A 24,635-nucleotide genomic window follows, 5' to 3' on the forward strand; every position below is an offset into this window, starting at 1 on the left:
CCTAAAAAGATTTGCTCAAACGTGGTGAAGTGAGGATATTTCGCCTCACACCAACGGATTTTCCATCCCGCCGCTTGTCAACCGGCGTTGCTGTCACGCCAGCTGAGATATTCGTTGATGGTCTTGGTGGCGATCGCCTGCATCGTCTGCGGCGGGACGGCGGACCAGAGATTGGCGGCCGTGGCATTCACCGTGTCCTGCCCCTGGATGCGGTGCAGCCGGTTGCCGGCGCCATCCAGTACGTCCCAGACATAGACCACAGTCGTCTTGCCGCCGTCGTTCAGTGCCGAGAAATAGCCTTTCAGGATATGCTGGCTGCTGGTGTCGGATGCGGCCTTGATCGTCAGGCCGTGCGAGCGGGCCTCGCTGCCGAGCTGTTTGGAGAGCGGCGTGACGACCTCCACCGGCGCACCGATGATCGGCAGGAAGCGGATGGTGCCCGCTGCCGCAGGGGCGATCGCTGCCGCCTTCTGCGGCTGCTGGGCTTGTGGTTCCTGCTCGGCAACCTGCTGTTCGGGCTCTGTGGGCTGGTCGTTTCGTGTGGCGCCATCGTCCTGCGATGTCTCAGCCTGCCCGGTAGCAATTGATCTGCGGCTGACCTGCTGTTCCTGTGCCGGAATCTGGCCTTGCTGCAAACGGTTGGCCTGTGCATCCAGCGACCCGGCCGGATCGGTATAGTCGACATCGCCCTGCGCCATCACCGTGCCGCTTGGGCCTTCCGAAAAGCCCTCCTGTTCCGGCGAGGCCAGTTGCGCGCTTTGCACCGGCGTGGACGCCTGTGGCGTAACGTCAACCGTCTGCATGGAATCGAGATCGGACTGGTTGACCGGCGGCGAGCGGAAGGTGCCTGCGCCAACATCGACCTGCGGGGTGAGATCGTCCATGCTGTTGCAGCCCGTCAGGGCCACAATCATTCCAAGGCTCGCAAGAAGCATGATCCGCTTGTGCATCGTCCTACCGTCCGGTTCGTCGGTGACGGAATAGGCGAAGGCCCCCACCTTCTTTCCGCCGTTCAAAGGGACGATAGATCAATTTTCCTAAGCAGAGATGAAGTCCAGTCCATAGCGCGACAATGCCTTGGGCGCGCCGTCTGTGGTGAGGTAAGTCTGGCCCAGCGTCATGGCCGTGCCGCTGTCTGAGTCCATGATGATCATGTGGACGAACAGGGACATGTCGGGTGCGATCTCCTGTGGATTGCCCATGTGGAACATCTGATGCTCCATCCAGGAGGGTGAGAATCGGGCGCCAAGCGAGTAGCCGCAGGCGTTCAGCCGGTGCCGTGTCAGGCCGCGTTCGTCCATGATCTTCGAATGAACGTCGAAAACGGTGCCGAACGTGTTGCCGGGACGAAGCACCATCTCGATGGCCTGGATGGTGTCGCGGCAGGCGCTGTAGAGCTCGCGGTGACGGTTGGTCGGCTCTCCGACAACGACGGTGCGCATCATCGCGGCATGATAGTGGGCGCTGACACCCGCCCATTCCAGCGTCAACTGGTCCTGTGCGTCCAGTGTACGGCGGCCGGCCTTGTAGCGGCAAAGCAGGGCATCGGCGCCGGAGCCGATGATGAATTCGTTGGCGGGATAGTCGCCACCGCCGGCAAAGACTGCGCCCTGCATGGCGGCCAGGATAGCGGCTTCGCTGCCGCCTGCATGGATCAGCGGAATGGCGGCATCCAGCGCGTCGTCGGCAAGGCTTGCGGCCTTTTCGACATAGGCGATCTCGGCGGGGCTCTTGATCAGGCGCAGGCGGCTGACCAGCAACGAGGCATCGACCAGTTCGCCGAAACTCGTCAGCTGCTGATCGAGCAGCCGGGCAATGCGGCCGGTCATGCCATGGGTGTCATATTCTATGCCGATCCGGGCTCCGAGCAGGTCGAGGTCGCTCAGCAGGTTTTTCAGGTCCATCGTCGGGTCGGCGTTGACCCGGTCGACCCAGACCTCGACGCGCTCGATATTGGAGGTGTGCTTGGCCTGGCGCAGATCGGCCGAACGGGTCAAAAGCACCATCGAGCCGTCGGCTTTCACCACCAGCGTCTGGAAAAAGCAGTAGCCGAACGTGTCGTAGCCGGTCAGCCAATACATGCTTTCCTGCGCAAACAGCAGCATGGCAGCCAGCTTTTCTTCCTTCATCCTGGCCGTCAGCCGTTCCAGCCGCGCTGAAAATTCGTCCTGCGTGAAATGCAGTGCCATGTCATGCCTCCCGTATGGATATTGCAGAAATTTGCCGGCCGTAATCCGGCTCGCTGCGATGCGTCGTGCGGCGGTAGGAAAAGAAGCGTTCCTCATCCGCATAGGTGCAAAGATCGAGGTTTTCTGCGATGACGCCGGCATCCGTCAACCGCCTGGTGGTCAGCCCCGGCAGATCGAACATGGCGTGGCCCTCGCGGGTGGATGGCGTAAAGAAGACGGCGTAGGCGGGATCTTTCTCCAGAAAGCGTTCGACGAATTCGGTGCCAACCTCGTAATTCCGGCGGCTGATCGAAGGGCCGAGACTTGCGGCGATACGCTCGCGGCGCGCCCCCAAAGAAATCATCGCCTCGATGGTACTTTCGAGCACGCCGGTCAGCGCCCCCTTCCAGCCGGCATGGGCGGCACCAATCACGCCGGCCTCAGCGTCGGCAAACAGAACCGGGCCGCAATCGGCCGACAGGACGCCGATGACAAGGCCGGGCGTCGCGGTCACCAGCGCGTCGGCTTCAGCGCGCGTGCCGTCATAGCTGGCGTTGACGATCACGGCGTCTGGCGAATGAACCTGATGCACCGTTGCCAGTTTTTCTGGTGGGGCACCAAACCAGGCGCTGACGCGGGCGCGATTTTCTTCGACACGGCTGCGCTCGTCCCGGGATCCAAGCCCGACATTCAGGCCTCGGTAGATGCCGTCCGAAACGCCGCCTTCGCGGGTGAAGTAGCCATGTCTGATGGCGTTTCCCGCTGTTGAAGAGAGAAGCGGGCTTTGCACAGGCGATAGCAAGGCATCATCCTTCATCGGTTGTTTTGCCTTTTCGATATGCTGCGATGCGGTTGGTTTTCCGGGCGTCTCGGCTGTGTCAGCCCGGGTGATTTGGCCGGATGTTGGCCTTTAGGGACGGTCTCTGTCAATCCATCGAAACGACAGCCGGCGTCGCCGCCATGTCTTTGTAGCTGCTATTTCTGAAAAGGCACGAGGGCTACATTCGGGCTGCTGACAGCGAGAACCTTGAACAATTCGCCCATTTTTCCTTCGCCAGCTCCAGCCAGCCGTTCGGCGTCGGCCCGGATGTTTTCCTGGGTTTCGGGGCTCTTGTTTCGGCCAATGGCGGCGGCGCGTTCGGCCAGGCCAAGCGCGATCAGAAAATCGCCCTGATAGGTCAGCCCGTTGATTTGCAAGCCTTCGGCGACTGCACGCCGGGCCAGTTGCTCGAAATCGACATGGCTGGTGATATCGGCCTCGCCGGGGTGGGCAAGTGGCGGATCGAACTGATGGCTGCGCACGGCCTGCAGCGTGTCCCCGAGACCAGTTGCCATATGGCCGTAGTCAATGATCACGGCTGTTCCGCCATGGGTACGGATGCGCTCGCTGAGCGTTGCCATCACCGCATCGCGGGCAGGGGCGACTTCAAACACCGCTCCGAGTGGCGCTGCAGGGCCTGAGGACGGAAGCATGTCAGGATCGATACTGGCTACGCCGGCCGCAAACGTCAGTTCTCCCTGCGCATCAAGGCCGACAAGACGCTCCCTGAACCCCTGTGCCGTTTTGACGAACTGGCGGATGGGGATGGCGTCGAACAGTTCGTTGGCAGCCAAAAGCAGAAAGCCGCCCGGCAGCCTATCGAAACTGTCGTGCCAGGAAATCTTGAACTTGTGGGCGATCAGCGTCTGCTGTTGGACCTTCTGCAACCGCTCACTGGTCTCCACCAGATGGACGCTCGCCGCGTCATAGAGCGCGGGCGACAGCTTGGCGACGACGCGCAGGATATCGGCCATCATCGTGCCGCGGCCGGGGCCGATCTCGGCAATATTGACCGGAACCGGTTCTCCGTGCCGTTGCCAGGCCTGGACAAGGAAAATGCCGATCATCTCGCCGAACAACTGGCTGATCTCGGGTGCCGTGATGAAATCGCCGGACTGGCCGAAGGGCTCGCGCGTCCTGTAATAACCATGGTCCGGATCTGCCAGGCAGAGCGAAAAGTAATCGGTGACGCTGATCGGCCCGTGCGCCAGAATGAGTGCCTTGATCTTTTCTGCAAGCGGGGTCGTCATGAAAACCCCATCAGGCTGTGACGGCGCTGGCACGGCGTGCCCGCAGGATGGCCCAGAGGCCGATCAGCACCATCGGTATCGATAGAAGCATGCCCATGGTCAGCCAGCCGCCCAGCAGGTAGCCGAGTTGTGCGTCGGGTTCACGGAAGAACTCCACGAAGATACGCGCCAGACCGTAGCCGGTGACGAACACGCCGCAAACCAGGCCAGGCGTCTTCAGCGCCTTGCGGTAGTAAATCATGACGGCAAGTACGGTCAGCAGCACAAGGCCTTCGAGCCCGGCTTCATAGAGCTGGCTCGGGTGACGGGCGAAAGGACCGCCGGTCGGAAAGATAACTGCCCAAGGGGCTGACGATAGCCGGCCCCAGAGTTCGGCATTGATGAAATTGGCGATGCGGCCAAAGAACAGACCGATCGGCACCACCGCAGAGACGATGTCGAACAGGCTCCAGATGACGATCTTGTGGCGCTTGGCAAACAGGATCATGGCGATCATCGTGCCGATCAGGCCGCCATGGAAGGACATGCCGCCGTTCCAGATTTCCAGTGCCCGCACAGGATTGGCGATTACGCTCTGCAGGTCGTAGAACAGGATATAGCCGATACGTCCGCCACCGACGATACCCGCCGCAACCCAGAGCAGGAAGTCGTCAAGCTGTGCCTCGGTCGCCGCCGGCGTTCCGTTGGCCCAGAGCGTGGTGTTGCGGACCAGTCGGCGGGCATATTGCCAGCCGATCAGGATGCCCGCCACATAGGCGAGGCCATACCAGTGGATCTGCAAAGGACCAATGGAAATGAGGACCGGATCGATTTCCGGAAAAGGCATGATCGAGAAGAGTGTCGCTATTGTTTCCAAGGTCTTGCTTCATTTCCATCGTTGTTTGCCGGAACATGGCCCTGCGGCAAGGCAGGGTCAAGGCAAGCTGCGTTCACGAAAGCCTGACATCCCCGGTATTTTTCCTTGCATCGGTCAGCATGTGCTCCTACCTCCTTTCTATAGGCCCGCGCTGGCGGGCAATGGATGCCAAGGACCGGAGACCAAGACGATGAGCACAGGCGCAAACCGCATTCTGGATGATTTTGCCAAGTTGATGACGGACGCGGCGGGCGCAGCCCAGGGGGTCCGCAAGGAAATGGAAACGGTGTTTCGCGCCCAGGGCGAACGGCTGCTCAACTCCATGGATATCGTCAAGCGCGAGGAGTTCGAGGCCGTGCGTGAAATGGCGCTCAAGGCGCGGGATGAAAACGATGCGCTGCTCGCCCGCATCGCAGCGCTTGAAGCGCGTCTGGCAGACGCCGGCAAATAAGCAGAATCAACGCGGTGGCGTGTGCTGCGCCGCCGCGTGACCGGTTTGCGGGGCAGGTGTCCCGGGACGGTACAAGCCGTTCTTTTTCAGATGCAAACGCGCCGCCTTTTTCATAAATCTTTCACCCTGTGGACACTGCCGAAAAACGCTTATGGCAGAGTCATTTAAGAACGGGTGCTGAATCAATTTAAGAGAGCCTATCCACAAGCGCCGGCGCTATTTTTCACCCGGGGGGCTTTCATGCGGACTCCGGCATTATACACTGATTTTAAATGATGATTCGAAACGGATCACGCAAGCTCCAGGCAGGGTATGTTAGCCAGGATGGTCGTGTTTCCGGTAATCATAAGTGTTTGTTTCTGGTGTTTGAGTTTGCAGCCTTGTGTGTGAACACGATGTCGCATGTCTGCGCCAGGACTTTTGGGGTGATGCATGAGCCTGATGGAACTGGAACTTGAGCGCCAATCGAACCCGGTCGATATGATCGAGTTCGTCGCTGCCAACAATGATTGGTCCTTCGAGCGCTCGGGCGAAGATGAAATCGCCATGACGGTGGAAGGGAAGTGGACCGATTACCACGTCTCCTTCTCGTGGATGGAGGAGTTCGAGGCGCTGCACCTTGCCTGCGCCTTCGACATCAAGGTCCCGGAAAGCCGCGTCAACGAAGTGATCCGGTTGCTCTCCCATATCAATGGTCAGGTGCTGATGGGGCATTTCGACCTCTGGCGTCAGGAAGACGTGGTGATTTTCCGCCAGTCGCTGCTGCTTGCCGGTGGTGCGGAGCCGACCAACCAGCAGGTCGAAGTTCTGCTGTCGAGCGCGCTTGAAGCCTGCGAATCCTATTTCCAGGCCTTCCAGTTTGTGGTCTGGTCAGGTGTCGATGCGCAGAGCGCTGTCGAAGCCGTTATGTTTGAAACCGTCGGAGAGGCGTGACAATGGCTGTGCATGCGTCAGGTCCGGTCGTTCTGATCGGTGCAGGCAATATGGGCGGCGCAATGCTCGCCGGCTGGTTGAAAAGTGGTATCTCCGGTGCCGATCTTCTGGTGATCGATCCCGGCCCGCCGCCGGCCATGGCCAAGCTGATTGCCGACAACGGCGCGCGCCATGTGACGGCTGCGCCCGCGGACTTGAAGGCCGGTGTTCTCTTCCTTGCGGTCAAACCGCAGATGATGGGCGCGGTCCTGCCGCCATTGAAGAGCCTCGTCGGTCCTGAAACCGTGGTGGTTTCGGTTGCGGCCGGAACGACGCTGTCCTTCATGCAATCGCATCTCGGTGACGCTGCCATGGTGCGCGCCATGCCGAACACCCCGGCGATGATCGGCCGTGGCGTCACCGGCGCCTTTGCCAATGGTGCCGTATCGAGCGCACAGCGTGATCTCGTCCACAATCTTCTCAAAGTATCCGGCCCGGTCGAATGGGTCGAAACCGAAGCCGATATCGATGCGGTCACCGCCGTGTCGGGCAGCGGCCCGGCCTATGTATTCTATCTCGTCGAGTGCATGGCGGAGGCTGGCCGCAAGGCCGGTCTTCAGGCGGACCTTGCCATGCGGCTTGCACGGGAAACCGTCGCGGGGGCTGGCGAACTCTTGCACCAGTCCCCCGACGACGCTTCAAGGCTTCGCCAGAACGTGACGTCTCCCGGCGGCACCACGGCGGCAGCCCTCAACATCCTCATGGCCGATGACGGCATGCAGCCCCTGTTCGATAAGGCGATTGCCGCAGCCCGCAAGCGGGCGGAAGAGCTGGCCGGCTAGTTCAGGATTCTTTTCATGACCGAGACCATCAGTTACGCCGATTTCGAGCGCGTCGATATTCGCACCGGCACAATCATCGAGGCGTCGCCCTTTCCCGAAGCACGCAAGCCGGCGATCAAGATCGTCATCGATTTCGGTCCGGAGATCGGCATCAAGAAATCCTCGGCGCAGATCACCGCCCACTACACGCCGGAAAGCCTGATCGGCCGCCAGGTACTCGGCGTCGTCAATTTCCCGCCGCGGCAGATCGGCCCGTTCCGCTCGGAAGTCCTGACATTGGGCTTCGAGGACGAAGCCGGCGCGATCGTGCTTGCCGCCACCGACAAGCCGGTGCCGAATGGCAAGCGGCTCCTCTGAGGACTTTTGGTAAGGAACCTTGCGATGGACCTGAGTGCTGTTCGAGACTTCATCCGTGTCACGTGCCTGCGCGATGCGGCCATGGTCGCCACAGACTGGTCGGCCTCGCATGTCGTTTCATTGCTAGACCCGGAATTGGCCGAAGAGCACGTTCCGCGTATCTCCCCCGCACAGCACCATGTGGTGCGTCTGCGCGACCAGGAAAATGCATTGGCGACCAGCCATTTTCCGGATGCAGTCACGGCGTTCTTCGATACCGTCCTTCCGGCCATTGAACGGGAAGACAGCCGGATCCTCGTGCATTGTCATGCGGGTGTCAGCCGCTCGACTGCCTTTGCCTATGGCATCATCGCCCACCGCTTTGGCGCTGGCCGTGAGGATGAGGCTTTTGCAGCACTGCTGTCGATCGTCAACAAGCCCTGGCCGAACCGCCGCATCATCGAAATTTTCGACGCGCACTGGCAACGGGAAGGGCGGCTTCTCGCCCCGCTCGACGTCATGCGGTCAAAGCATCCGAAACGCATCGACGCCTGGCACCGGTTTAACGAACGGCGCGGCATGATCGGCACCTATTCACGTTGATCATACCGGAACCCGGACCACAGCCCTCAATCCACCCATTGGGCTATCCGCCAGCGTGACGTTGCCGCCATGACTTCTGGCGATGTCCAGGGCAATGGCAAGGCCGAGGCCTGTTCCTGAACTGTCGAGATTGCGGGCTTCGTCAAGCCGGAAGAACGGTTTGAACACGTCTTCGCGCGAGCGTTCTGGGATGCCGGGGCCGTCGTCGTCAACGGTGACGGTCAGCCATTTGCTGCTGTGCTTGGCATCGATATGGACGGTGTTGGCGTAGCGGTAAGCGTTCGATGCCAGATTGGCGACCAGCCGGGTGAAGGCATTCGGCCGGACGCGGATATTGTCGTCGCCTTCCACTGAGGTCGTGACCGTCTTGTCCTGCAGCTCACCCTCGAGCGTCAGCCGGTTCATCAGGTCGCTCAGCTTCAACTGCCCGACGTCTTCCTCCGCCTCGCCGCGGGCGAAGGCAAGGTAGCCTTCGAGCATGCTCTGCATATCCTCGACATCCTGGTTGAGATTATCGAGATCGGCACTGTCGCCGGCAAGCGCCAATTGCAGCTTGAAACGGGTCAGGATGGTTCGAAGGTCGTGGCTGACGCCGGTCAGCATCGCGGTGCGCTGTTCCATCTGGCGCTCGATGCGCTCGCGCATCTGGATGAAGGCAAGGCCGGCTTTACGGACTTCCTCGGCGCCGCGCGGGGAAAAATCGTCGATCTTTTGGCCCTTGCCAAAGCTCTCGGCTGCCTTGGCGAGTGCCAGGATCGGCCGGATCTGTCCGCGCAGGAACAGGATGGCGATGGTCAAAAGCACCAGCGAGGCGGCAACCATCCAGACGATGAAGATATGGGTGTTGGAGGCGTAGGCCTGACTGCGGCGGGCATAGACCCTCAGGATTCGCTGGTCGTCAAGCTTGATCCGCACTTCGACGAGATCGGAATTGCCGACGGTATCGATCCAGAACGGCTTGCGGATCTGGTCGGATATCTCTTCGCTGAGGATCTGGTCGAGGATTTCGAAAAAAGGTTTTGGGCGCGGCGCCGGCAGTTCGCCATCCGGTTCGATCGAGATGCGCAGGTTGAGCCGGTCACGGGCAATCTGGATGATATCCGAGTAATCACTGGCGGGCATTTCATCGATCAGGTCGATGACGGCGGCAATATCGCCGGTAACGGCCGCCGAGAGCCTTTGCGTGACCAGCTGCCAATGCCGTTCCATGAAGACGAAGGCGACCACCGACTGCAGTAGCACCATCGGAATGATGACGATCAAAAGCGAACGGGCGTAGAGCCCCATCGGCAACCGCCGCCTCAGCCAGCGGACACTGCGCTTCCAGGCCGTATCACCGGTTTGTCCGCGATAGCGCCGCAGGATGTCAAAGCTTGCCATGGATACCCAGCCGGATGGTCATCGCACTAGTCCACGCTCAGCCGGTAGCCGATGCCACGTACGGTCTGCAGCCAGACAGGATTGGACGGATCGTCCTCGATCTTGCGGCGCAGGCGGTTGATCTGCACGTCGATCGTCCGTTCGCCGACCTCAGCCTCGTCGCTGACCAGTTCATGGCGCGGGATAGTCTCGCCGGCGCGTTGTGAAAACAACATCATGATCTCCTGTTCGCGATCGGTTAGCCGGATATGGTCGGCGCCGCGGCGCAGTTCTTTGCGCACCACGGAAAAGGTGAAGGGGCCGAAGATGACCTGCTCCACCTTGGGGGCCTTTGCCGGCGTATTGCGCCTGAGGATGTTGTTGATGCGAAGCACCAGTTCGCGCGGGTCAAAGGGTTTGGGTAGATAGTCGTCGGCACCGGCCTCCAGGCCCTCGATACGGGCATTGGATTCGGCGAGCGCCGTCAGCATGATCACCGGCACGGTCTTGATCTTGCGCAGGCTCTGCGTCAACGAAATGCCGGTTTCACCGGGCATCATCACATCGACGATCAGAAGGTCGTAGTCGATGCCTTCGAGCTTGCGGCGTGCTTCGTCCGCGTCGGCAGCGGTGGTGACGCGAAAACCCTTTTCCATCAGATAACGGTTGAGAAGATCACGAATACGGCGGTCGTCATCCACGACCAGCAGATGGGCAGCATCATCGTCGATCCTGATGGTCTTTGTCATCTGTCGTTGGCCCTGTCATCTCGCATAGGCCGGCTGTCTTGCCGGGTGTCAATTATCGCCGGCATTTTTCATGCCGGCCAGGAAACGTTTGACCAGTTCGCGCGCGCCGGGACCGGTTTTTTCCATGGCCTCGGCGATGCGCCGTGATTGTGGCTCGGCCAAGGCCCTTGCGAGCGTCTTGCCTTCCTTCGTTGTATAGAGCATGCGCTGCCTGCGGTCCTCCGGTCCAGCAACTTGATGAATATACCCTGAATCGATGAGCTGTTTCAAAACACGCGCCAGGCTCTGCTTGGTGATCCGCAGCGTATCGAGCAGATTGGCGACCGTCATGCCCGGTTCGCGATCAACAAAGTGCAGCACGCGATGGTGCGCGCGCCCGAAACCGCGTTTTTCGAGAATCACATCCGGGTCGGACGTAAAATCCCGGTAGGCAAAGAAGAACAGCTCGATGATTTCAAAATCAACCGCGTCCGTGTTGTCTGCCCCAGCCGATGGCATCTCGTTTTCGGCTTTTTGGTTCGGCTGTCCCGCCACTCAGTCGTTTCCTTTCAATTGCAGAGCATTCTACGAAACATTTGAAAAAATATGTCAGCTATATTGACATATTTTTTCGTGGTTGGTAAGTCTCTAACTGCAGAAGGGCGAACACCCGACGCTCGTCTCATCCGTGAAGATAGGCCGCGCCGCTCCGATCGCCAATTCAAAATCACCATAGCGGATTTCCGTCGTTCACGTTTGCCGATAAATGGGAACCGGGAAGACAATCAACATAAAGAATGGTGCGTTGGCGCCAAGGGATGAGACAATGGCAGCAGTTCCTTTTGATCAGTTGGACGGTCAGATCTGGTTCAATGGTGAGTTCGTTGACTGGAAGGATGCCAAGGTTCACGTGCTGACCCACGGGCTTCATTATGCCAGTGCCGTGTTCGAAGGCGAGCGAGCCTATGGCGGCCGTGTTTTCAAGCTTAACGAGCATAATCAACGTCTGCACAAGTCGGCGGAAATCCTTGGCTTCACCATTCCTTATTCGGTCGGGGAACTGGATGCCGCGACGGTGGAACTGCTGAAGCGTCAGGGCTTTTCGGAGGCCTATGTCCGGCCGATCGCCTGGCGTGGTTCGGAATCGATGGGCGTTTCCGCCCAGAACAACCGCATCAACGTCGCGATCGCCATCTGGCAGTGGGGCAGCTATTTCAATCCGGCTGAAAAGCTGAAGGGTATCCGTCTCGATATCGCCGAGTACCGCCGCCCCGATCCGAAGACCGCCCCTTGCGCCTCCAAGGCCGCCGGCCTTTACATGATCTGCACCATTTCCAAGCACGCGGCGGAAGCCAAGGGCTATGCCGATGCGATGATGCTCGATTATCGCGGTCAGGTGGCCGAGGCGACCGGCGCCAATATCTTCTTCGTCAAAGACGGCGTAATCCATACGCCGGTGCCGGACTGCTTCCTCAACGGCATCACGCGCCAGACGGTGATCGGACTGGCCAAGCGCCGCGGCTACCAGGTGGTTGAACGGGCGATCATGCCGGAAGAGCTTGCCGGTTTCTCGGAGTGCTTCCTCACCGGTTCTGCTGCCGAAGTGACGCCGGTATCTGAGATTGGCCCCTACACGTTCAAGCCGGCGACGATTTCCGAGACGCTGATGAACGACTACATGAAGGAAGTCTATCCAGCCGCCGTTGCCGCCGAATAAGCCGCAGGCAAAATCAATGAAAAAAGGCGGCCGATGAGCCGCCTTTTTTTGATCGTTGAGTATGCTGGGTTCACGCGGCCATGCACGCGCCGTAAATCAAATGCTTCAGGCCTTGCTTCCGCCCATGACCATGCCGGCAAGCCCGGTCAGGACGCCGCCGCCGACAAGTCCGCCGATGGCCTGCGTAATCAGTCCCGTGGCTGCGGCTTCGCCACCCACCATCTGAACGAGAAACCCGCCACCAAGACCGCCGATGGCACCGACGATCGTGCGCACGACAATGCTAAGTGCCTGTTGCTTGAGAACCGCGCCCGTTGCGTTTCCACCCGCTGCGCCGGCAATCAATTGCGTAATTATTGCTTCCATTGCTCGCTGCTCCCGTGTCCGCCACTGGCGTCCGGCCCCCCGGACTCACCTGGCACGCCGTCGATCCGGCATGCTCAGGTTGAGGCGAAAAATGGTATGAGTCAATTTCGCAACTGCGAAATGAGATTTTGAGTCCGGATCTCCTTCTGGTGGAGAGGCCCCACGGCGGTTTTCGCGAGACTTCTCCCGGCTGAAAACGTCGCCGAGCTGGGGCTATCTTGCTCAAAAAAACGGCACGAAATCCTGCCTTTGCCCTTCTTGCCACTCGCGTTTTTTTTGGCCATGCACCAGCCGTCTGGCCGCCGGCGCCAGTGCGCCTTGGCATGTTCCCTTTGGAACTGCGAATATTTCGAAATTGTAAAATACTGAATTCGTTCCGCTTTACCGGAACCTTTAAGCAATTCCGGTGTTTAGACGCCAACTGAGAGGATGAATGATATGTCGCAGACAATCTCCGAGGATTCACACTCCACCGCGCGCCAGCTGCGTCCCGTTGTCGTCACCGTTGTCGCTGCAAAGCTTGCGGTTTTCGCTCTGTTGATGACAACGATCAACTTTCAGGCGCCTTTGCCGGTCGCCGTCGAACTGGCGGAAATGCGCTAAGGCGATTTGTCCTCCGCCTTCCAGATAGGGCGCCTTTCGCAGCTGCTCTGTGTTTCCCTGGCGTCTTTGCCGTTTTCATTGCGGTGCGTCCGTCCTATATGCTGTTCAACGAGTGAGACAGCGAGGCACGGCTACATGTTACAGGCGGGCGTTATCCCGGTTACCCATTTCCAGCAAAATTGCACGGTTCTGTTCGATACCGAAACCAAGGAAGGTGTCATCGTCGATCCGGGTGGTGACGTCGATCTCATCCTGCAGACCATCAAGGAAAATGGCATCACGCTGAAGGCGATCTGGCTGACCCATGGCCATATCGATCATGCCGGCGGTGCCAAGGAGCTGAAGGAAGCCCTCAGCCTCGATATTATCGGACCGCACAAGGATGACCGGCCGCTGCTTGAAAAGCTGGAGACCCAGGCTGAAAAATTCGGACTGGCCATGAAGGTCGAGAACGTCTTGCCGGACCGGTGGCTGGAGGATGGCGACACCGTCTCGTTCGGTGAGCACGTCTTCGAGGTTCTGCATTGCCCCGGCCATGCGCCCGGCCATGTCGTCTACTTCAACCGCGAGCAGGGGTTTGCGCATGTCGGGGACGTGCTGTTTCGCGGCTCCATCGGCCGCACCGATCTGCCCGGCGGCAATCACCAGCAACTGCTCGATTCGATCCGCGACAAGATCCTGCCGCTTGGTGATACCGTCGGCTTCATCTGTGGGCATGGCCCGGGCGGGCAGATCGGCGAAGAGCGCCGGACCAACCCTTATCTGCGCGGTCTGTAACGGCCAGCATCGGTCCTGTGCCAGGGGCAGGGACAATAAAAAAAGGCACGTGCCGGTCAGCACGTGCCTTTTCAGTGAAACGAGACTGTCGCCTCAGCCTGCCTGGCAGAAATAGTCCCGGCCATCATAACCGCGGAATGTGCCGGACTGGGAATCGAACGAGCGGTAACGTTGCGAGCAATACCGGTACCAGCCGGGTGTCCAAGGCTCCAGTCCACCGTAGTTCTGAACAACGACCGGGCGTGCGCGGCGATAGACCGGGCGCGGCTCATAATATTCGGGCTCCGGATCGATATAGACGCGTTCCTGGTAGCGCGGTTGGCTGGCAATCGCGCCGCCGATGATGACGCCGGTAGCAAGGCCAAGTGCGCCCAGCGCGACAGCGTCGCCATTGTTGTGGCGGCGATAGTCTCTGTCGTAGCCACCATGGCGATAGCCGCGACGGCCCCAGTCTTCGGCCTGGGCGGACGATACTGTCGGAATGACCGTCGCTGCGGTGGCGATGGCAAGAACGGCAGCTTTGATAACCTTGTTCATTGATTCGATCCTGTTTTCGGCCGGACAATTCAGTCCTTGATGATGAAAACAGATTAGTCTGGCGAAACTGAACGCAGGCTGAATGAAAAAACCCGGCAACGAGGCCGGGCTTCAACGTGAATCTGTTTGCAGAAACTCGGGCCGTTTAGCCAGAAACCTGCAGGTTGACCGCCTTAGGGCCTTTGCCGCGGCGATCCGGTTCCGTGTCGAAGCTGACCTTCTGATTTTCGGAGAGTCCGTTCAGGCCCGAGGCCTGGACTGCGGAGATGTGCACGAAGATATCGGCGCCACCATTGTCCGGCTTGATGAACCCAAAGCCCTTGTCGGTGTTGAAGAATTTAACAATGCCAGTCTCGGCCATACGTCAGGTCCTTTTTCCTCTGCCCGGATGCAGCGGGCAGCATTACGATATTTTGCCCCAAAGGGCGTGCGGCAGGCAGTTCTCGACTATGAGGAAAGGGTCCTGTAATTGCAGCCAGCCATCGAAGAATTCCGTCTCTTTGCCTGACTGCCCGGGACATTGTGCGTGTCCGGCGCGCGTTAATATAAAGGTCTTCCCGTGTTCGCAAATTGCCCGAACACAGTAAGATTGCTGTGTTTATTTTAAATTGGCAAGCAAAAGTTTTTTGAAACAAGTGTGCCGTTTTGGTTTGTTTAAAAAGCAATCAACTGCCAAAAAATGCGGTTCTTCGGCCGATATATTGCAAACTATTGAAAATATTATCATTTGGCCGCGAATACGCATTTTTTAAGCCGTTTGAGGCTGAGTGTGCCTGAGAAGATTAAGGCAACACGACCCGTTTCCCCGGGTATCTTAAATATTAACCGTTTGATAAAACTGGTACTTGCGGGTGTTCTAATGCAACGCAGTCAACACTCGGAAAGCTACGCCTTATGACCGGCGAGGCATCAGGCGCCGGCTGCGATGCGTTTTGGCTTTGTCAGTTCGGGCACGATCTCGGCGATCAGCATGGCGGCAAAGATCGTTGCGCAACCAATGTAGCCAACGGTGGTGATGGATTCACCGAGCAGCAGAACGCCGAGCAGCGCGGCAAACAATGCTTCGCTCGACAAGAAGATCGCCGCCTGCGGCGCTGTCGTATAGCGCTGCCCGACCACCTGGCAAATGAAGCCGATGCCACTGGAAAAGAAACCGGCATAGAGGATTTCGGGCAGGGCGTTTGTAATGGCCGTCATATCGAGTGGTTCGAACAACGCTCCGGCTAAACAGCCCAGAACCGCACAGACGGCAAACTGTACCACGCACAGCAGCATCGGCCGGCCGGTACTGCCAACGAAAATGCCGACCAGCATCACCTGCAGTGCCCAGAAGGCAGCGCAGATGATGGTCAGGAAATCGCCGTTGTTCAGGCCGGCAAGCGTGCCGCCGCTGAGAAGGAAAATGCCGAGCAGCGCCATGCCGGCTGCCGGCCAGATGACCCAATGCGGCTTGCGGCGCAGGAACACCACGGTCAGGATCGGTACGAACACGACGTAGAGCCCGGTCAGGAAGCCGGAATTGGTGACGCTGGTCGTCAGGAGACCAAGCTGCTGGGTCATCGCACCGGCAAACAATGCCAGCCCGATCCACAGGAAGTTGCGGATGTTGGATTTCGGTGTTGGTTTCTCTGCCTTGCGATGCTCCCACAAAGCCAGCGGTGCTGCTACCGCGGTTGCAATGGCAAATCGAAGGCCGATGAACCACATCGGGCCGATCGATTCCATCGCTGTGGATTGAGCAACGAAACCGGCCCCCCAGATGGCGCCGGACATGAGCAGGAAGAGATTGGCCTGAAAGCGCGTCACGATGCTGGTCCTGATGTATCGGCACGAAGGCCTCATATCGGAACGATTTCAGGGCAGCAGTGCGTTGGATCCTATTTGCATCTGAGCTAACATCTGCACGGATTTTCGGCAAGCGGTCGTCTGGCGCAAATTGTCGGGCTATCAGCTCCTGTTGCCAGGTGCGGAAACCCGCAGAAGCGCGCCGCCGTCTCCGTCCGTCAACATCAGGATCGCCCCGTCGGGCGCAACCTTGACGTCGCGAATGCGTCCGAATTCGCCCTCGAACAGCTGCTCTTCGGCAACAATCGCGCCGTCTTTATCCCGTTCCAGCCGCGTCAGCAGTTCGGATTTCAGCGCTGATACCAACAGGTTTCCGTTCCACTGGGGAAACATGGCGCCGCGATAGACGTCGATGGCGCCGGGCGCGATGGATGGATCCCAGTAGTGAAGCGGTTGTTCGTAGCCATCGGCGGCCTGCCCGGTACCGATCTTCGCGCCGGAGTAATCCTTGCCGTAGGTGATGACCGGCCAGCCATAGTTCTTGCTCGGCTGCGGCGCGTTGATTTCGTCGCCGCCGCGCGCGCCGTGTTCGACCGTCAGCAATTGGCCACTGTCCGGGTCGATGACAATGCCCTGCGGATTGCGGTGGCCTTTTGACCAGACTTCGGCAAGTCCGGCCTTGCCGTCCTTGTAGGGATTGTTCTCCGGAATGCTGCCATCCGGATTGATATGCAAAATGGCGCCGGCATGGTCGCGCATGTCCTGTGCCCGAGCCCGTTCGCCCCGATCGCCGATGCCGAAGAACAGACTGCCATCGGCGGCCACCGCGATCCGCGACCCGAAATGCTGGCCCTTGCCGGTGAACCTATTCATCCGGAAAAGTTCCTGCACCTGTGTCAGGCTTTTGCCATCCTTGGAGAGGGTCGCGCGAACGACGGCCGTGCCATAGCGGCTGCGCTCTGCGACCGCCATGGAAAGAAACAGCGTGCGATTGGTCTTGAATTTGGGATCGAGCGCGACGTCGAGAAGCCCACCTTGTCCCTGCGGCGCCACGTCCGGAACGCCGGTGACTGGCTCGGACGCCTTTCCGTCACGGATGATGCGAAGGGTGCCGCCAAGCTCTGAGACAATGTAAGCGCCATCCGGAAGCACTTCGACTGACCATGGATTGTCGAGGCCGGATGCGATCGTATCGACCTGGACGGCCGCCTTTCCGGTCGTAAACTGCTTGGGAGTGTCGGCGAGGGCAGGGACGGCGGCAAAAGCCGACGCCAGTCCGGCGAATTTCAACAGGCTTGCGAATGGCGTCGTCATCTCATTCTCCCACGGATACCCGTTGAAGCTGGGTCTTGAGACACGCGGATCAAGGTCCCGAGCGAGGTTTTGCGATCAAAAGGATTTGACCGGGAGTTTACCTGATTCACCTTGCGCGGCGAGCGTTGATGGGTCTGCATCCGCGACAAGTTCGGCATTCATGATGTAACGCAGCGGGCCTTGCTCGGCGGCATCGAACGGCCAGCAGGTGGCGAGTACCAGATTGCGGCCGGGCGCATTGGCGTTGATGCCGCTTTGGTCCCAGCGAGCGATGCGGCTGCTGCCGGCGCGAAAGGTGAGGTTGGTGCCGTCGTTGCGGGTGACGACCAGGAGATCGCCCGGCTTGACGTCCTTGAGCCAGCGGAAATGCGTGTCGCGATGCGCGGCGATGACCGACGTGCCGGGTTCCCCCGGCGCAGGCGTATTGGCCAGGCGGGCCGGGCCAAAGGCCAGGGCCTCGCCGCTGGCGCCGGAAAGCACGACCGCCGTCTTACCAATCCGGGGTGCGGTGATTTCCGCCTCGGTGGAAAAGTCGGCCCAGGGCCAGGGTTTGACATTGGTTTCACCCTGCAGTTGCGCCTCAAAGCTGCGCTTCAAAAGAACCTGCGAAACCTCCGCCTTGGCCTTCATGTAAAAGCCTTTGCCGACCAGCATCAGGCCGGCGAGCGCGATCAGCAGGATTCCGGCCAGCACAATCGTTTCCAGCGCGGTGAGGCGCGCCAGAAAACCGGCGCGTCCTTCCTTGTCCTGATTTTCCTGGTTGCCGGGCTTATCAGACACGGTCGCTTGCCTCCAAAGCCAGGCCACGCAGTTGCCAGCGCCACAGGCTGAACGTTGTCGCCGCCATCAGGGCAAAGGCGAGCAGCAGCAGGCCGATCAGGATATGCCGGTCGGCAAGCGTTGCCGTCTGCGGCAGGTCCACCTGCTTGCCGGCGTCGGCGATTACGCTGGCGGCGCGCGCCGTCGGTGCTGCGGCCATCCGGTCGGCGACCATCATGGCCTGCTGTTCGCTCCGTTCAAGCGATGCCTTGCGCTCGCCTTCCGGCATGGCCTGCTGTGGCTTCTCGCCGAACACCTTCTCGAAATCCCAGCCCTCGGGCAGGTTGAGCGGCAAGTCGGTGCTGACGACCGGCTCACCGGTCGGACGGGACGGCGTCACATCGACGGCGACAAGGCTGGTGACGCGCGAGACAAGGTGGTTGGCAAGCGCTACCGTCTCAATCTGCTTGTCAAGCGCCGCCTGATCGTTGACCGCATAGGCATTGGCTTCGAGATCGTCGATCTTGCGGCGGGCCCAGAGCTTGGCTATGCCCTGGCCTTCGGAGGCCTTGGCAACATCCATTTCGATCCGCCACGGCTGGTTGCCGGTCTTGCCGGTGATTTGCAGCTTGCCTGCGGGCGTTGCGCCGTCAAGCTGCGCTGTCAGCACCACCGGCTCGCCGCGGTAAAGGTCGGGCATCGGGTTCGGGGTGATATCCCGGGCATTGGCCCCGTCGAAGTCAGCGGCGATGTCGGTCATCACAGGGTTTTCGAGCTTGGCAAACAATTCACCCATGCGCGCAGCAACCTGATCTTCCGAGCCGATCAGCGTGAAGGTGCCACGGCCGATTTCGGCGGCCTTGGTCATGAAATGCGTGTTGGGTGCCGAGCCGATGCCGACGGTGAAGACGCGAGCCTCGCCACGGTTCTTCGAAATCTCCTCGAACAGCTGTGCCTCGTTGCCGATCGCGCCATCGGTGAGGAACACCACCTGCCGCAGCGCTCCGGGTTCGACCGGACCCTGGGTGCGAAGGGCTGCTTCGAGCGCCGGCAGCATTTCCGTGCCGCCATCGGCGGTCAGGCCGCGAACGAAGGCGATGGCATCCTCACGTTTGTCCGGTGTTGCCTGGACGAGCGTGGGGAAATGCACCTCCATCGTGTCGTCGAAACGCACCACGTTGAACTTGTCTTCGGCCTTGAGCTTGGAAATTGCCAGCGCCAAACTATCGCGTGCCTGCTCGATCGATGGTCCGGCCATCGAGCCGGAGTTGTCGATGACGAAGATGACCTCGCGCTTTGCCGGTGTTTCCGTTACAGCGGACCCGGCGGGAGGCGTGACGAAGCCCAACAGATAGGTCTTGCCACCCTGGGTTTCGCGGAACAGGCCCGCATTTGGTGTCTTGCCGGCGATGGCGTTCCAGCTTAGCGCGAAATCCTTGTCGGCCGGCACGCTGCCGCCCTTCAGAGAAATCGTGCGCGCCATGTCATCGACCGTCTGCATGTCGGTCTGATGGAACGGCGAGGTGACTGTGCCAAGCGGGAAACCGGCATTGAGATTGACGGTCAGCGTCACCGGATTGATCCTGGCGTTCTCAGCCGGGTCGAGTACGGGGGCGGCGATCTTGTCGCGGTCCGGTACCGGATCGTTGACCGCATAGCCGGACTTCGGATCGAGATCGACTGTCTGGATGATTGGGTCGGGATTGTAGCGCGGTGCGACGACCATCGGGAAACGCAACGAGAACTCGCCACCCGACTGATGAACGCTGCTCTGGTATTCGATCTGCACGACGATGGTTTCACCCGGTCCGATATTGGCAACCTGGTTGGTAAAGATGTTAGGGCGCTGCTGTTCGAGAAGTGCCGTCTTCTTGCCCTCGGCCTTGGCTTCCTCATAGACCTTGCGGGCCTCTTCGCGGGCCTTGATCTCACCCTCGATGAAGCGGTCGCCGATCTGCATTTTCAGCGTATCGACCGCAGAATTTTCCGGCAGCGGGAAGACATAGGTACCTTCGACCCAACCCTTGCTCGGGTTCTGGAAGCGCTGGGTGACGCGGGTGCGAATGATCGGACCGTTGACGTCGATCACCACGTCGGTCGCCAGACGCGGCGCCTCGACGAAGGACCCCGGTTCCTTGGAGGGAAAGAGCAAGGCACCGGTCCCCATGTCGTTGGGGCGCACATAACCGGCAAGACGCTGCGGCTTGCCGTCATTGGTCTCGGCCACGGCGTGCGAAAAGACACCCATCACGAACAAAAGGACGAGTGTCAGGGCAGCAAGGGCTGCGACGATCGCATATTCGATGTGCCGCGCGGTCATGCGGCTTGGTCGCTTTGCTGAGTTTTCGGTGTCCAGAAGCATTGCAGGCCCCCTCGGCGCAAATGGATTCGTGTGCCTTCAGAAAAGGCTCCGAAATCGGCTGCACAAGGACGGAATTGCGGCAGGCCGAGGCATTTGTTGTGACCAAATCAAGGCGTTGCGGAAAGTGGCAAAAGTTTTTGTTTTTAATGAATAAATCTCGGTGAAGAAACGTTATTGCGCTCCGTCCGGATACGGCAGCCCGGGGCGACGTTTCTCATTGGCAGGGCTCAAAAAAGCAGAGTCGTTTCAATCGTCTGCGCAGCTCAGCCGACAAAGTGATTCATCCAAACCTGTGATGTCACTGAAGAAACATTGTCATGGTTACGCATTTTGCCGGTTTTATCGGTTCTTTGCGCTTGAAACCGGGGCGGTCTTTCGACATACACCTAACCGCTATGGAGCCCGGCGATGCCCGCTCTTGGCCGCATGCTGTTTCAACCTGATCAGGACAAACATATCATGGCCTTTCTTGCCGACGCCCTTTCCCGTGTAAAGCCATCCGCCACCATCGCCGTTTCCCAGAAAGCCCGGGAACTGAAAGCCAAGGGCCGCGATGTGATCGGGCTTGGTGCCGGAGAGCCGGATTTCGATACGCCGGATAACATCAAGAAGGCCGCCATCGACGCGATCAACCGCGGCGAGACGAAGTACACGCCGGTCTCGGGCATCCCGGAACTGCGCGAAGCGATTTCGAAGAAGTTCAAGCGCGAAAACAATCTTGAGTACACGGCTGCCCAAACAATCGTCGGCACCGGTGGAAAGCAGATTCTTTTCAACGCGTTCATGGCGACGATGAACCCGGGTGATGAAGTCGTTATTCCGGCACCTTACTGGGTTTCCTATCCGGAGATGGTGTCGATCTGCGGCGGCACGCCGGTATTCGTCGAAGCGACCCAGGCCAACAATTTCAAGCTGACAGCCGAAGACCTCGACAAGGCGATCACACCGAAGACCAAGTGGTTCATCTTCAACTCGCCGTCGAACCCGTCGGGCGCTGCCTATACGCATGCCGAACTGAAGGCCCTCACCGATGTGCTCCTGAAGCACCCGCATGTCTGGGTGCTCACCGACGACATGTACGAACACCTGACCTATGGCGACTTCAAGTTTGCCACGCCGGTTGAAGTCGAGCCAAAGCTCTATGACCGCACGCTGACCATGAACGGCGTCTCCAAGGCCTATGCCATGACCGGCTGGCGCATCGGCTACGCAGCCGGCCCGCTGTCGCTGATCAAGGCGATGGACATGATCCAGGGCCAGCAGACCTCGGGTGCCTGCTCGATCGCCCAGTGGGCGGCTGTCGAGGCGCTGAACGGCACGCAGGATTTCATTCCTGAAAACAAGAAGATCTTCGAAGGCCGCCGCGACCTCGTCGTCTCGATGCTCAACCAGGCCAAGGGCATCGAATGCCCGTCGCCGGAGGGGGCGTTCTACGTCTATCCGTCCTGCAAGGGCCTGATCGGCAAGACGTCGCCAAACGGTAAGCTGATCGAAAGCGACGAGGACTTCGTTTCCGAATTGCTGGAATCCGAAGGCGTCGCCGTCGTTCACGGTTCGGCCTTCGGCCTCGGCCCGAACTTCCGCATCTCCTATGCGACTTCGGAAGAGCAGCTCGAAGAAGCCTGCAAGCGCATCCAGCGCTTCTGCGGCGCCTGCAAGTAAGGCATCGTCACTGAACGACAATGGGCCCGCCGGAAACGGCGGGTTTTTTTGTTGGAGCTTGGCTACCTCGCCATTTCTCTCTGTCGCGAAATCTGACAGTCGCCGGGGTAAATCTTTACCCTTGAATGTGCGCTTGGCTTCCGCTCCAACCCAATTCCCGATACACAACAGCGTACCGAGGAGCCCCGTCATGACTATTGCGCCGCATCACAGGATCTATACCTGTTTCTTCCTGTTTGCCGTGTCGCTTGGCGCGTTGCTGGCCCGCATGCCGGACCTGCAGGTGGCGCTGGGGGTGAATAAATCCGAGCTCGGGCTGACGCTGATCGGCATGGCAGTCGGGGCGCTGATTTCGCTGACATTCTCTTCGCCGCTGATTGCGCATCTGGGCGCGCGCACCACGGCCTTCATCACCGTTCTCGGGACGGCCACCGCGTTTGCGATTGTTCCCTGGGTTGGCGCGCCGGTGCTGGTGTTCGGCGTGCTGTTTACCGCCGGGTTGCTGGCCGGTGCGCTGGAAATCAACCTCAATGTCGAGATCGACCGGCTGGAGGCGCGGCTTGGCCGAGGCATCATGAACAGGGCGCACGGGTTCTGGAGCTTCGGTTTTTTCGTCACCGCGCTGATCGCTTCGGGCGTCCGCCAGGCGGAAATCTCGATGCAGCTGCATTTGGGGATAACGCTTGTCGTCGTCGTCGTTGCCGGTGCATTTGCCATTTCGGGTATCCGCAACGCGCCGGCGCGGGCGGTTTCGCACGAGGCCAAGGCGCCGTTGTTCGCCGTGCCGACGCTTGGCCTGCTGCCGCTCTGCATCATTGGCGTTGCGGCCTTCTTGGTCGAAGGCGCGGGGATCGACTGGTCGGCGATCTACATGCGCGACGTCTTTGCCGTCGAGCCGTTCATCGGCGGTCTGGGGCTGACTCTGTTCACCTTCTTCATGGCGATGGCCCGGCTGTTCATCGATCCGGTCGTCGACCGGTTTGGCGCCCGCAACGTCGCCTCGGTCCTGCTTGTGCTGTCGGCCATCGGCCTCACCGCCGTCTGGCTGGCGCCGCATGCCTATGTCGCGCTGTTCGGCTTCGCGCTGATGGGTGGCGGATGCAGTGCGGTCTATCCGCTGGCAGTGTCTGCGGCTGCGCAGCGCACTGACAGGCCGGCGCAGGTGAATGTCGCGGCCCTCGGGCAGGTGACGTTCATCGTCTTCTTCCTCGCACCACCGCTGCTCGGCTTTGTTGCCGAACATGCGGGCATCCGCACATCCTATCTCGTCTGCCTGCCGCTGATCATCTACGCGCTGTTTTCGGTCAAGGCGCTGGCGCCGCGCCGGAGTGTGGCGGATGCGGCTACTGCTGCGGTCTAACGGCCGGCTTTTTTCCCTAGATAGGCCAAAATCCCTCGACCAGCGCATCGAAGGTGACGCGGTAACGCGGGCCTTTGGAGAGCACAGGGTGACTGTTCAGTTCTTGAAGACAATGCAGGCGCCGCCGGTCTTGCGGATATCGGCGCAGACTGCATCGGCTTCCGCCCGCGTCTGGCGGCCGATGCGGGCCGTGTAGCGCAGCCGGTTTCCGAAGGCCCGGTTGCGCTCGCGCTGGATCAGCGGTTTCTCCGTATTAAGCGGCGAGGGCATGCGGCTGACGGTGGCCAGAAACAGCCGTTCCGCAACCGATTTCTGAAAATGTGCTGAAAGCTGCGCCCCCCAGGGTGTCCAGGTGCCTTCCTCTTCAAACTCAACCTCCTTCAGCCGCCGCTTGTCAGCAAGGGCGGTGCAGGCATCGTAGAAGGATTTGTCCTTGTCGAGCCGCAGATCGAGCGTCTGAGGCGGATTGTCCTTCCATTCCTCGACCGGATGGGCGGTGATGGCCAGCACATAGGCGCGCGTTTCGGACGGCAGATTACCGGTTTCCAGAAAGTTGCTAAGCCCGCCTTCACCGGCATTATAGGCGGCAGCGGCAAGGCCGAGATTGCCGAAGCGATTACGCAGCAGATCGAGATATTCGGCCGATTTTCCCAAGGCTTCCAGCGCGTCGAAGCTATTGGTGAGCCCGCGCAGTTTCGCGGTCGAAGGGATGAACTGCGCGATGCCCTCGGCACCCTTCGGGCTGACGGCATCCGGCCGAAACAGGCTTTCCTTCCAGATCAGTCGCGCGAAGAAGTCGGGTGGGAGCGCATTGGTTTCAGCGAAATGGCCAAGCGCCGTGCAGATGTCACGGCTATAGCTTTTGGCGCGCACGCAAAGCGTCGCCGTGCCGGTATTGGCGGAGTAGACGCACGGTGGTGCACGCCATTCCGGCTGCGCCAGGGCAATCGGGCTGTGCAAAAACGTCCCGCTAAGCACCGCGGCCGTAGACAGCGCTGCAAGCCATATCCGCTCCTGCCAACGTCTTTTGTATCTCATCCGCCAGGGGACCGTCCGCTTCGACGGCCC

General features: G+C 60.0%; 26 protein-coding genes. 10 read left to right on the forward strand and 16 right to left on the reverse strand.

Going from position 1 to position 24,635, the window contains the following annotated elements; translation table 11 throughout:
• Positions 1 to 77 precede the first annotated feature (77 nt).
• The 5 genes from ASD36_RS19470 to lgt all read right to left on the reverse strand — a co-directional run bounded on the left by ASD36_RS19470 (position 78) and on the right by lgt (position 5,094).
• On the reverse strand, positions 78 to 950 hold the full coding sequence (locus ASD36_RS19470) for a hypothetical protein (RefSeq protein WP_060506054.1): 873 nt from the start codon (positions 948 to 950) through the stop codon (positions 78 to 80).
• Positions 951 to 1,037: 87 nt separating this feature from the next.
• A complete protein-coding gene (locus ASD36_RS19475) occupies positions 1,038 to 2,189 on the reverse strand; it encodes a Xaa-Pro peptidase family protein (protein WP_060511748.1) in 1,152 nt (383 codons plus the stop codon).
• Position 2,190: 1 nt separating this feature from the next.
• Positions 2,191 to 2,985, reverse strand: coding sequence for a peptidoglycan editing factor PgeF (gene pgeF, locus ASD36_RS19480; protein WP_060505733.1), 795 nt, complete (start codon positions 2,983 to 2,985; stop codon positions 2,191 to 2,193).
• 158 nt (positions 2,986 to 3,143) lie between these two features.
• Positions 3,144 to 4,238, reverse strand: a complete 1,095-nt coding sequence (locus ASD36_RS19485) for a class I SAM-dependent methyltransferase (protein WP_060505732.1) — start codon at positions 4,236 to 4,238, stop codon at positions 3,144 to 3,146.
• Positions 4,239 to 4,248: 10 nt separating this feature from the next.
• Positions 4,249 to 5,094: a prolipoprotein diacylglyceryl transferase gene (lgt, locus tag ASD36_RS19490; RefSeq protein ID WP_082562843.1), complete on the reverse strand. Its 846-nt coding sequence runs from the start codon at positions 5,092 to 5,094 to the stop codon at positions 4,249 to 4,251.
• A gap of 190 nt (positions 5,095 to 5,284) precedes the next feature.
• Here lgt and ASD36_RS19495 point away from each other — a divergent pair, with 190 nt between their 5' ends.
• The 5 genes from ASD36_RS19495 (at position 5,285) to ASD36_RS19515 (ending at position 8,238) form a co-directional block, all read left to right on the forward strand.
• Positions 5,285 to 5,545, forward strand: a complete 261-nt coding sequence (locus ASD36_RS19495; protein WP_037099438.1) for an accessory factor UbiK family protein — start codon at positions 5,285 to 5,287, stop codon at positions 5,543 to 5,545.
• 432 nt (positions 5,546 to 5,977) lie between these two features.
• The gene (locus ASD36_RS19500; RefSeq protein ID WP_037098689.1) at positions 5,978 to 6,478 is read left to right on the forward strand and encodes a YbjN domain-containing protein; all 501 of its coding nucleotides are present in this window, start codon (positions 5,978 to 5,980) and stop codon (positions 6,476 to 6,478) included.
• A 2-nt stretch (positions 6,479 to 6,480) separates the two neighbouring features.
• The gene (gene proC, locus ASD36_RS19505; protein ID WP_060505730.1) at positions 6,481 to 7,299 is read left to right on the forward strand and encodes a pyrroline-5-carboxylate reductase; all 819 of its coding nucleotides are present in this window, start codon (positions 6,481 to 6,483) and stop codon (positions 7,297 to 7,299) included.
• 15 nt (positions 7,300 to 7,314) lie between these two features.
• On the forward strand, positions 7,315 to 7,656 hold the full coding sequence (locus ASD36_RS19510; RefSeq protein WP_060505729.1) for a tRNA-binding protein: 342 nt from the start codon (positions 7,315 to 7,317) through the stop codon (positions 7,654 to 7,656).
• A gap of 24 nt (positions 7,657 to 7,680) precedes the next feature.
• Positions 7,681 to 8,238 carry a dual specificity protein phosphatase family protein gene (locus ASD36_RS19515; RefSeq protein ID WP_060505728.1) on the forward strand — a complete coding sequence of 186 codons (558 nt, stop codon included), beginning with the start codon at positions 7,681 to 7,683 and terminating at the stop codon, positions 8,236 to 8,238.
• On the opposite strand, the gene ASD36_RS19520 is transcribed toward ASD36_RS19515, so the two are convergent.
• From ASD36_RS19520 to ASD36_RS19530, 3 genes are read right to left on the reverse strand one after another with little or no spacing between them, the layout of a single operon-like run.
• Positions 8,239 to 9,618 (reverse strand): ATP-binding protein, encoded by a 1,380-nt coding sequence (locus tag ASD36_RS19520; protein ID WP_060505727.1) that lies wholly within the window; start codon positions 9,616 to 9,618, stop codon positions 8,239 to 8,241.
• Between the two features lie 26 nt (positions 9,619 to 9,644).
• Complete coding sequence (locus ASD36_RS19525; protein ID WP_060505726.1) at positions 9,645 to 10,346, reverse strand: response regulator transcription factor; 702 nt, start codon at positions 10,344 to 10,346, stop codon at positions 9,645 to 9,647.
• Between the two features lie 48 nt (positions 10,347 to 10,394).
• Positions 10,395 to 10,844 carry a MarR family transcriptional regulator gene (locus ASD36_RS19530; protein ID WP_112834496.1) on the reverse strand — a complete coding sequence of 150 codons (450 nt, stop codon included), beginning with the start codon at positions 10,842 to 10,844 and terminating at the stop codon, positions 10,395 to 10,397.
• A 307-nt stretch (positions 10,845 to 11,151) separates the two neighbouring features.
• Between ASD36_RS19530 and ASD36_RS19535 the strand changes: the two genes are divergently transcribed.
• Positions 11,152 to 12,042 carry a branched-chain amino acid aminotransferase gene (locus ASD36_RS19535; RefSeq protein WP_060511751.1) on the forward strand — a complete coding sequence of 297 codons (891 nt, stop codon included), beginning with the start codon at positions 11,152 to 11,154 and terminating at the stop codon, positions 12,040 to 12,042.
• Between the two features lie 105 nt (positions 12,043 to 12,147).
• On the opposite strand, the gene ASD36_RS19540 is transcribed toward ASD36_RS19535, so the two are convergent.
• Complete coding sequence (locus ASD36_RS19540) at positions 12,148 to 12,408, reverse strand: hypothetical protein (RefSeq protein WP_060505723.1); 261 nt, start codon at positions 12,406 to 12,408, stop codon at positions 12,148 to 12,150.
• 438 nt (positions 12,409 to 12,846) lie between these two features.
• Here ASD36_RS19540 and ASD36_RS31045 point away from each other — a divergent pair, with 438 nt between their 5' ends.
• Both ASD36_RS31045 and ASD36_RS19545 read left to right on the forward strand, forming a co-directional pair.
• Positions 12,847 to 13,011, forward strand: coding sequence for a hypothetical protein (locus ASD36_RS31045; protein ID WP_164491969.1), 165 nt, complete (start codon positions 12,847 to 12,849; stop codon positions 13,009 to 13,011).
• Between the two features lie 135 nt (positions 13,012 to 13,146).
• On the forward strand, positions 13,147 to 13,788 hold the full coding sequence (locus tag ASD36_RS19545) for an MBL fold metallo-hydrolase (protein WP_060505722.1): 642 nt from the start codon (positions 13,147 to 13,149) through the stop codon (positions 13,786 to 13,788).
• Between the two features lie 93 nt (positions 13,789 to 13,881).
• Here ASD36_RS19545 and ASD36_RS19550 read toward each other — a convergent pair whose 3' ends face one another.
• The 6 genes from ASD36_RS19550 to ASD36_RS19575 all read right to left on the reverse strand — a co-directional run bounded on the left by ASD36_RS19550 (position 13,882) and on the right by ASD36_RS19575 (position 20,545).
• Positions 13,882 to 14,325, reverse strand: coding sequence for a BA14K family protein (locus ASD36_RS19550; RefSeq protein ID WP_060505721.1), 444 nt, complete (start codon positions 14,323 to 14,325; stop codon positions 13,882 to 13,884).
• A gap of 145 nt (positions 14,326 to 14,470) precedes the next feature.
• The gene (locus tag ASD36_RS19555; protein WP_037098666.1) at positions 14,471 to 14,686 is read right to left on the reverse strand and encodes a cold-shock protein; all 216 of its coding nucleotides are present in this window, start codon (positions 14,684 to 14,686) and stop codon (positions 14,471 to 14,473) included.
• Between the two features lie 548 nt (positions 14,687 to 15,234).
• Positions 15,235 to 16,131 carry a DMT family transporter gene (locus ASD36_RS19560; protein ID WP_060506053.1) on the reverse strand — a complete coding sequence of 299 codons (897 nt, stop codon included), beginning with the start codon at positions 16,129 to 16,131 and terminating at the stop codon, positions 15,235 to 15,237.
• Positions 16,132 to 16,272: 141 nt separating this feature from the next.
• Positions 16,273 to 17,424 (reverse strand): PQQ-dependent sugar dehydrogenase, encoded by a 1,152-nt coding sequence (locus ASD36_RS19565; RefSeq protein WP_060505720.1) that lies wholly within the window; start codon positions 17,422 to 17,424, stop codon positions 16,273 to 16,275.
• Between the two features lie 75 nt (positions 17,425 to 17,499).
• Positions 17,500 to 18,204, reverse strand: coding sequence for a class GN sortase (locus tag ASD36_RS19570; RefSeq protein WP_060505719.1), 705 nt, complete (start codon positions 18,202 to 18,204; stop codon positions 17,500 to 17,502).
• The gene (locus ASD36_RS19575; protein ID WP_060505718.1) at positions 18,197 to 20,545 is read right to left on the reverse strand and encodes a marine proteobacterial sortase target protein; all 2,349 of its coding nucleotides are present in this window, start codon (positions 20,543 to 20,545) and stop codon (positions 18,197 to 18,199) included. The genes ASD36_RS19570 and ASD36_RS19575 overlap by 8 nt, the downstream gene beginning before the upstream one ends.
• 459 nt (positions 20,546 to 21,004) lie before the next feature.
• On the opposite strand from ASD36_RS19575, the gene ASD36_RS19580 reads away from it, so the two are divergent.
• On the forward strand, positions 21,005 to 22,207 hold the full coding sequence (locus ASD36_RS19580) for a pyridoxal phosphate-dependent aminotransferase (RefSeq protein ID WP_060506052.1): 1,203 nt from the start codon (positions 21,005 to 21,007) through the stop codon (positions 22,205 to 22,207).
• A 190-nt stretch (positions 22,208 to 22,397) separates the two neighbouring features.
• Positions 22,398 to 23,567, forward strand: a complete 1,170-nt coding sequence (locus ASD36_RS19585; RefSeq protein WP_060505717.1) for an MFS transporter — start codon at positions 22,398 to 22,400, stop codon at positions 23,565 to 23,567.
• A gap of 96 nt (positions 23,568 to 23,663) precedes the next feature.
• On the opposite strand, the gene ASD36_RS19590 is transcribed toward ASD36_RS19585, so the two are convergent.
• A complete protein-coding gene (locus tag ASD36_RS19590) occupies positions 23,664 to 24,605 on the reverse strand; it encodes a lytic transglycosylase domain-containing protein (RefSeq protein ID WP_082512257.1) in 942 nt (313 codons plus the stop codon).
• Positions 24,606 to 24,635 lie beyond the last annotated feature (30 nt).

The sequence above is a fragment of the Rhizobium sp. Root1334 genome, assembly GCF_001426665.1.
Taxonomy (GTDB): domain Bacteria; phylum Pseudomonadota; class Alphaproteobacteria; order Rhizobiales; family Rhizobiaceae; genus Pararhizobium.

Excerpts from the sequence above, each read along its gene's own strand:
- ASD36_RS19580 (WP_060506052.1), top strand. The coding sequence starts at position 21,005 with ATGGCCTTTCTTGCCGACGCCCTTTCCCGTGTAAAGCCATCCGCCACC.
- ASD36_RS31045 (WP_164491969.1), top strand. The coding sequence starts at position 12,847 with ATGTCGCAGACAATCTCCGAGGATTCACACTCCACCGCGCGCCAGCTG.
- ASD36_RS19475 (WP_060511748.1), bottom strand. The coding sequence starts at position 2,189 with ATGGCACTGCATTTCACGCAGGACGAATTTTCAGCGCGGCTGGAACGG.
- ASD36_RS19565 (WP_060505720.1), bottom strand. The coding sequence starts at position 17,424 with ATGACGACGCCATTCGCAAGCCTGTTGAAATTCGCCGGACTGGCGTCG.
- ASD36_RS19510 (WP_060505729.1), top strand. The coding sequence starts at position 7,315 with ATGACCGAGACCATCAGTTACGCCGATTTCGAGCGCGTCGATATTCGC.
- ASD36_RS19550 (WP_060505721.1), bottom strand. The coding sequence starts at position 14,325 with ATGAACAAGGTTATCAAAGCTGCCGTTCTTGCCATCGCCACCGCAGCG.
- ASD36_RS19520 (WP_060505727.1), bottom strand. The coding sequence starts at position 9,618 with ATGGCAAGCTTTGACATCCTGCGGCGCTATCGCGGACAAACCGGTGAT.
- ASD36_RS19495 (WP_037099438.1), top strand. The coding sequence starts at position 5,285 with ATGAGCACAGGCGCAAACCGCATTCTGGATGATTTTGCCAAGTTGATG.
- ASD36_RS19500 (WP_037098689.1), top strand. The coding sequence starts at position 5,978 with ATGAGCCTGATGGAACTGGAACTTGAGCGCCAATCGAACCCGGTCGAT.
- ASD36_RS19590 (WP_082512257.1), bottom strand. The coding sequence starts at position 24,605 with ATGAGATACAAAAGACGTTGGCAGGAGCGGATATGGCTTGCAGCGCTG.
- ASD36_RS19515 (WP_060505728.1), top strand. The coding sequence starts at position 7,681 with ATGGACCTGAGTGCTGTTCGAGACTTCATCCGTGTCACGTGCCTGCGC.
- proC (WP_060505730.1), top strand. The coding sequence starts at position 6,481 with ATGGCTGTGCATGCGTCAGGTCCGGTCGTTCTGATCGGTGCAGGCAAT.
- ASD36_RS19585 (WP_060505717.1), top strand. The coding sequence starts at position 22,398 with ATGACTATTGCGCCGCATCACAGGATCTATACCTGTTTCTTCCTGTTT.
- ASD36_RS19540 (WP_060505723.1), bottom strand. The coding sequence starts at position 12,408 with ATGGAAGCAATAATTACGCAATTGATTGCCGGCGCAGCGGGTGGAAAC.
- ASD36_RS19555 (WP_037098666.1), bottom strand. The coding sequence starts at position 14,686 with ATGGCCGAGACTGGCATTGTTAAATTCTTCAACACCGACAAGGGCTTT.
- ASD36_RS19470 (WP_060506054.1), bottom strand. The coding sequence starts at position 950 with ATGCACAAGCGGATCATGCTTCTTGCGAGCCTTGGAATGATTGTGGCC.
- ASD36_RS19535 (WP_060511751.1), top strand. The coding sequence starts at position 11,152 with ATGGCAGCAGTTCCTTTTGATCAGTTGGACGGTCAGATCTGGTTCAAT.
- ASD36_RS19485 (WP_060505732.1), bottom strand. The coding sequence starts at position 4,238 with ATGACGACCCCGCTTGCAGAAAAGATCAAGGCACTCATTCTGGCGCAC.
- ASD36_RS19575 (WP_060505718.1), bottom strand. The coding sequence starts at position 20,545 with ATGCTTCTGGACACCGAAAACTCAGCAAAGCGACCAAGCCGCATGACC.
- pgeF (WP_060505733.1), bottom strand. The coding sequence starts at position 2,985 with ATGAAGGATGATGCCTTGCTATCGCCTGTGCAAAGCCCGCTTCTCTCT.
- ASD36_RS19525 (WP_060505726.1), bottom strand. The coding sequence starts at position 10,346 with ATGACAAAGACCATCAGGATCGACGATGATGCTGCCCATCTGCTGGTC.
- ASD36_RS19545 (WP_060505722.1), top strand. The coding sequence starts at position 13,147 with ATGTTACAGGCGGGCGTTATCCCGGTTACCCATTTCCAGCAAAATTGC.
- ASD36_RS19530 (WP_112834496.1), bottom strand. The coding sequence starts at position 10,844 with ATGCCATCGGCTGGGGCAGACAACACGGACGCGGTTGATTTTGAAATC.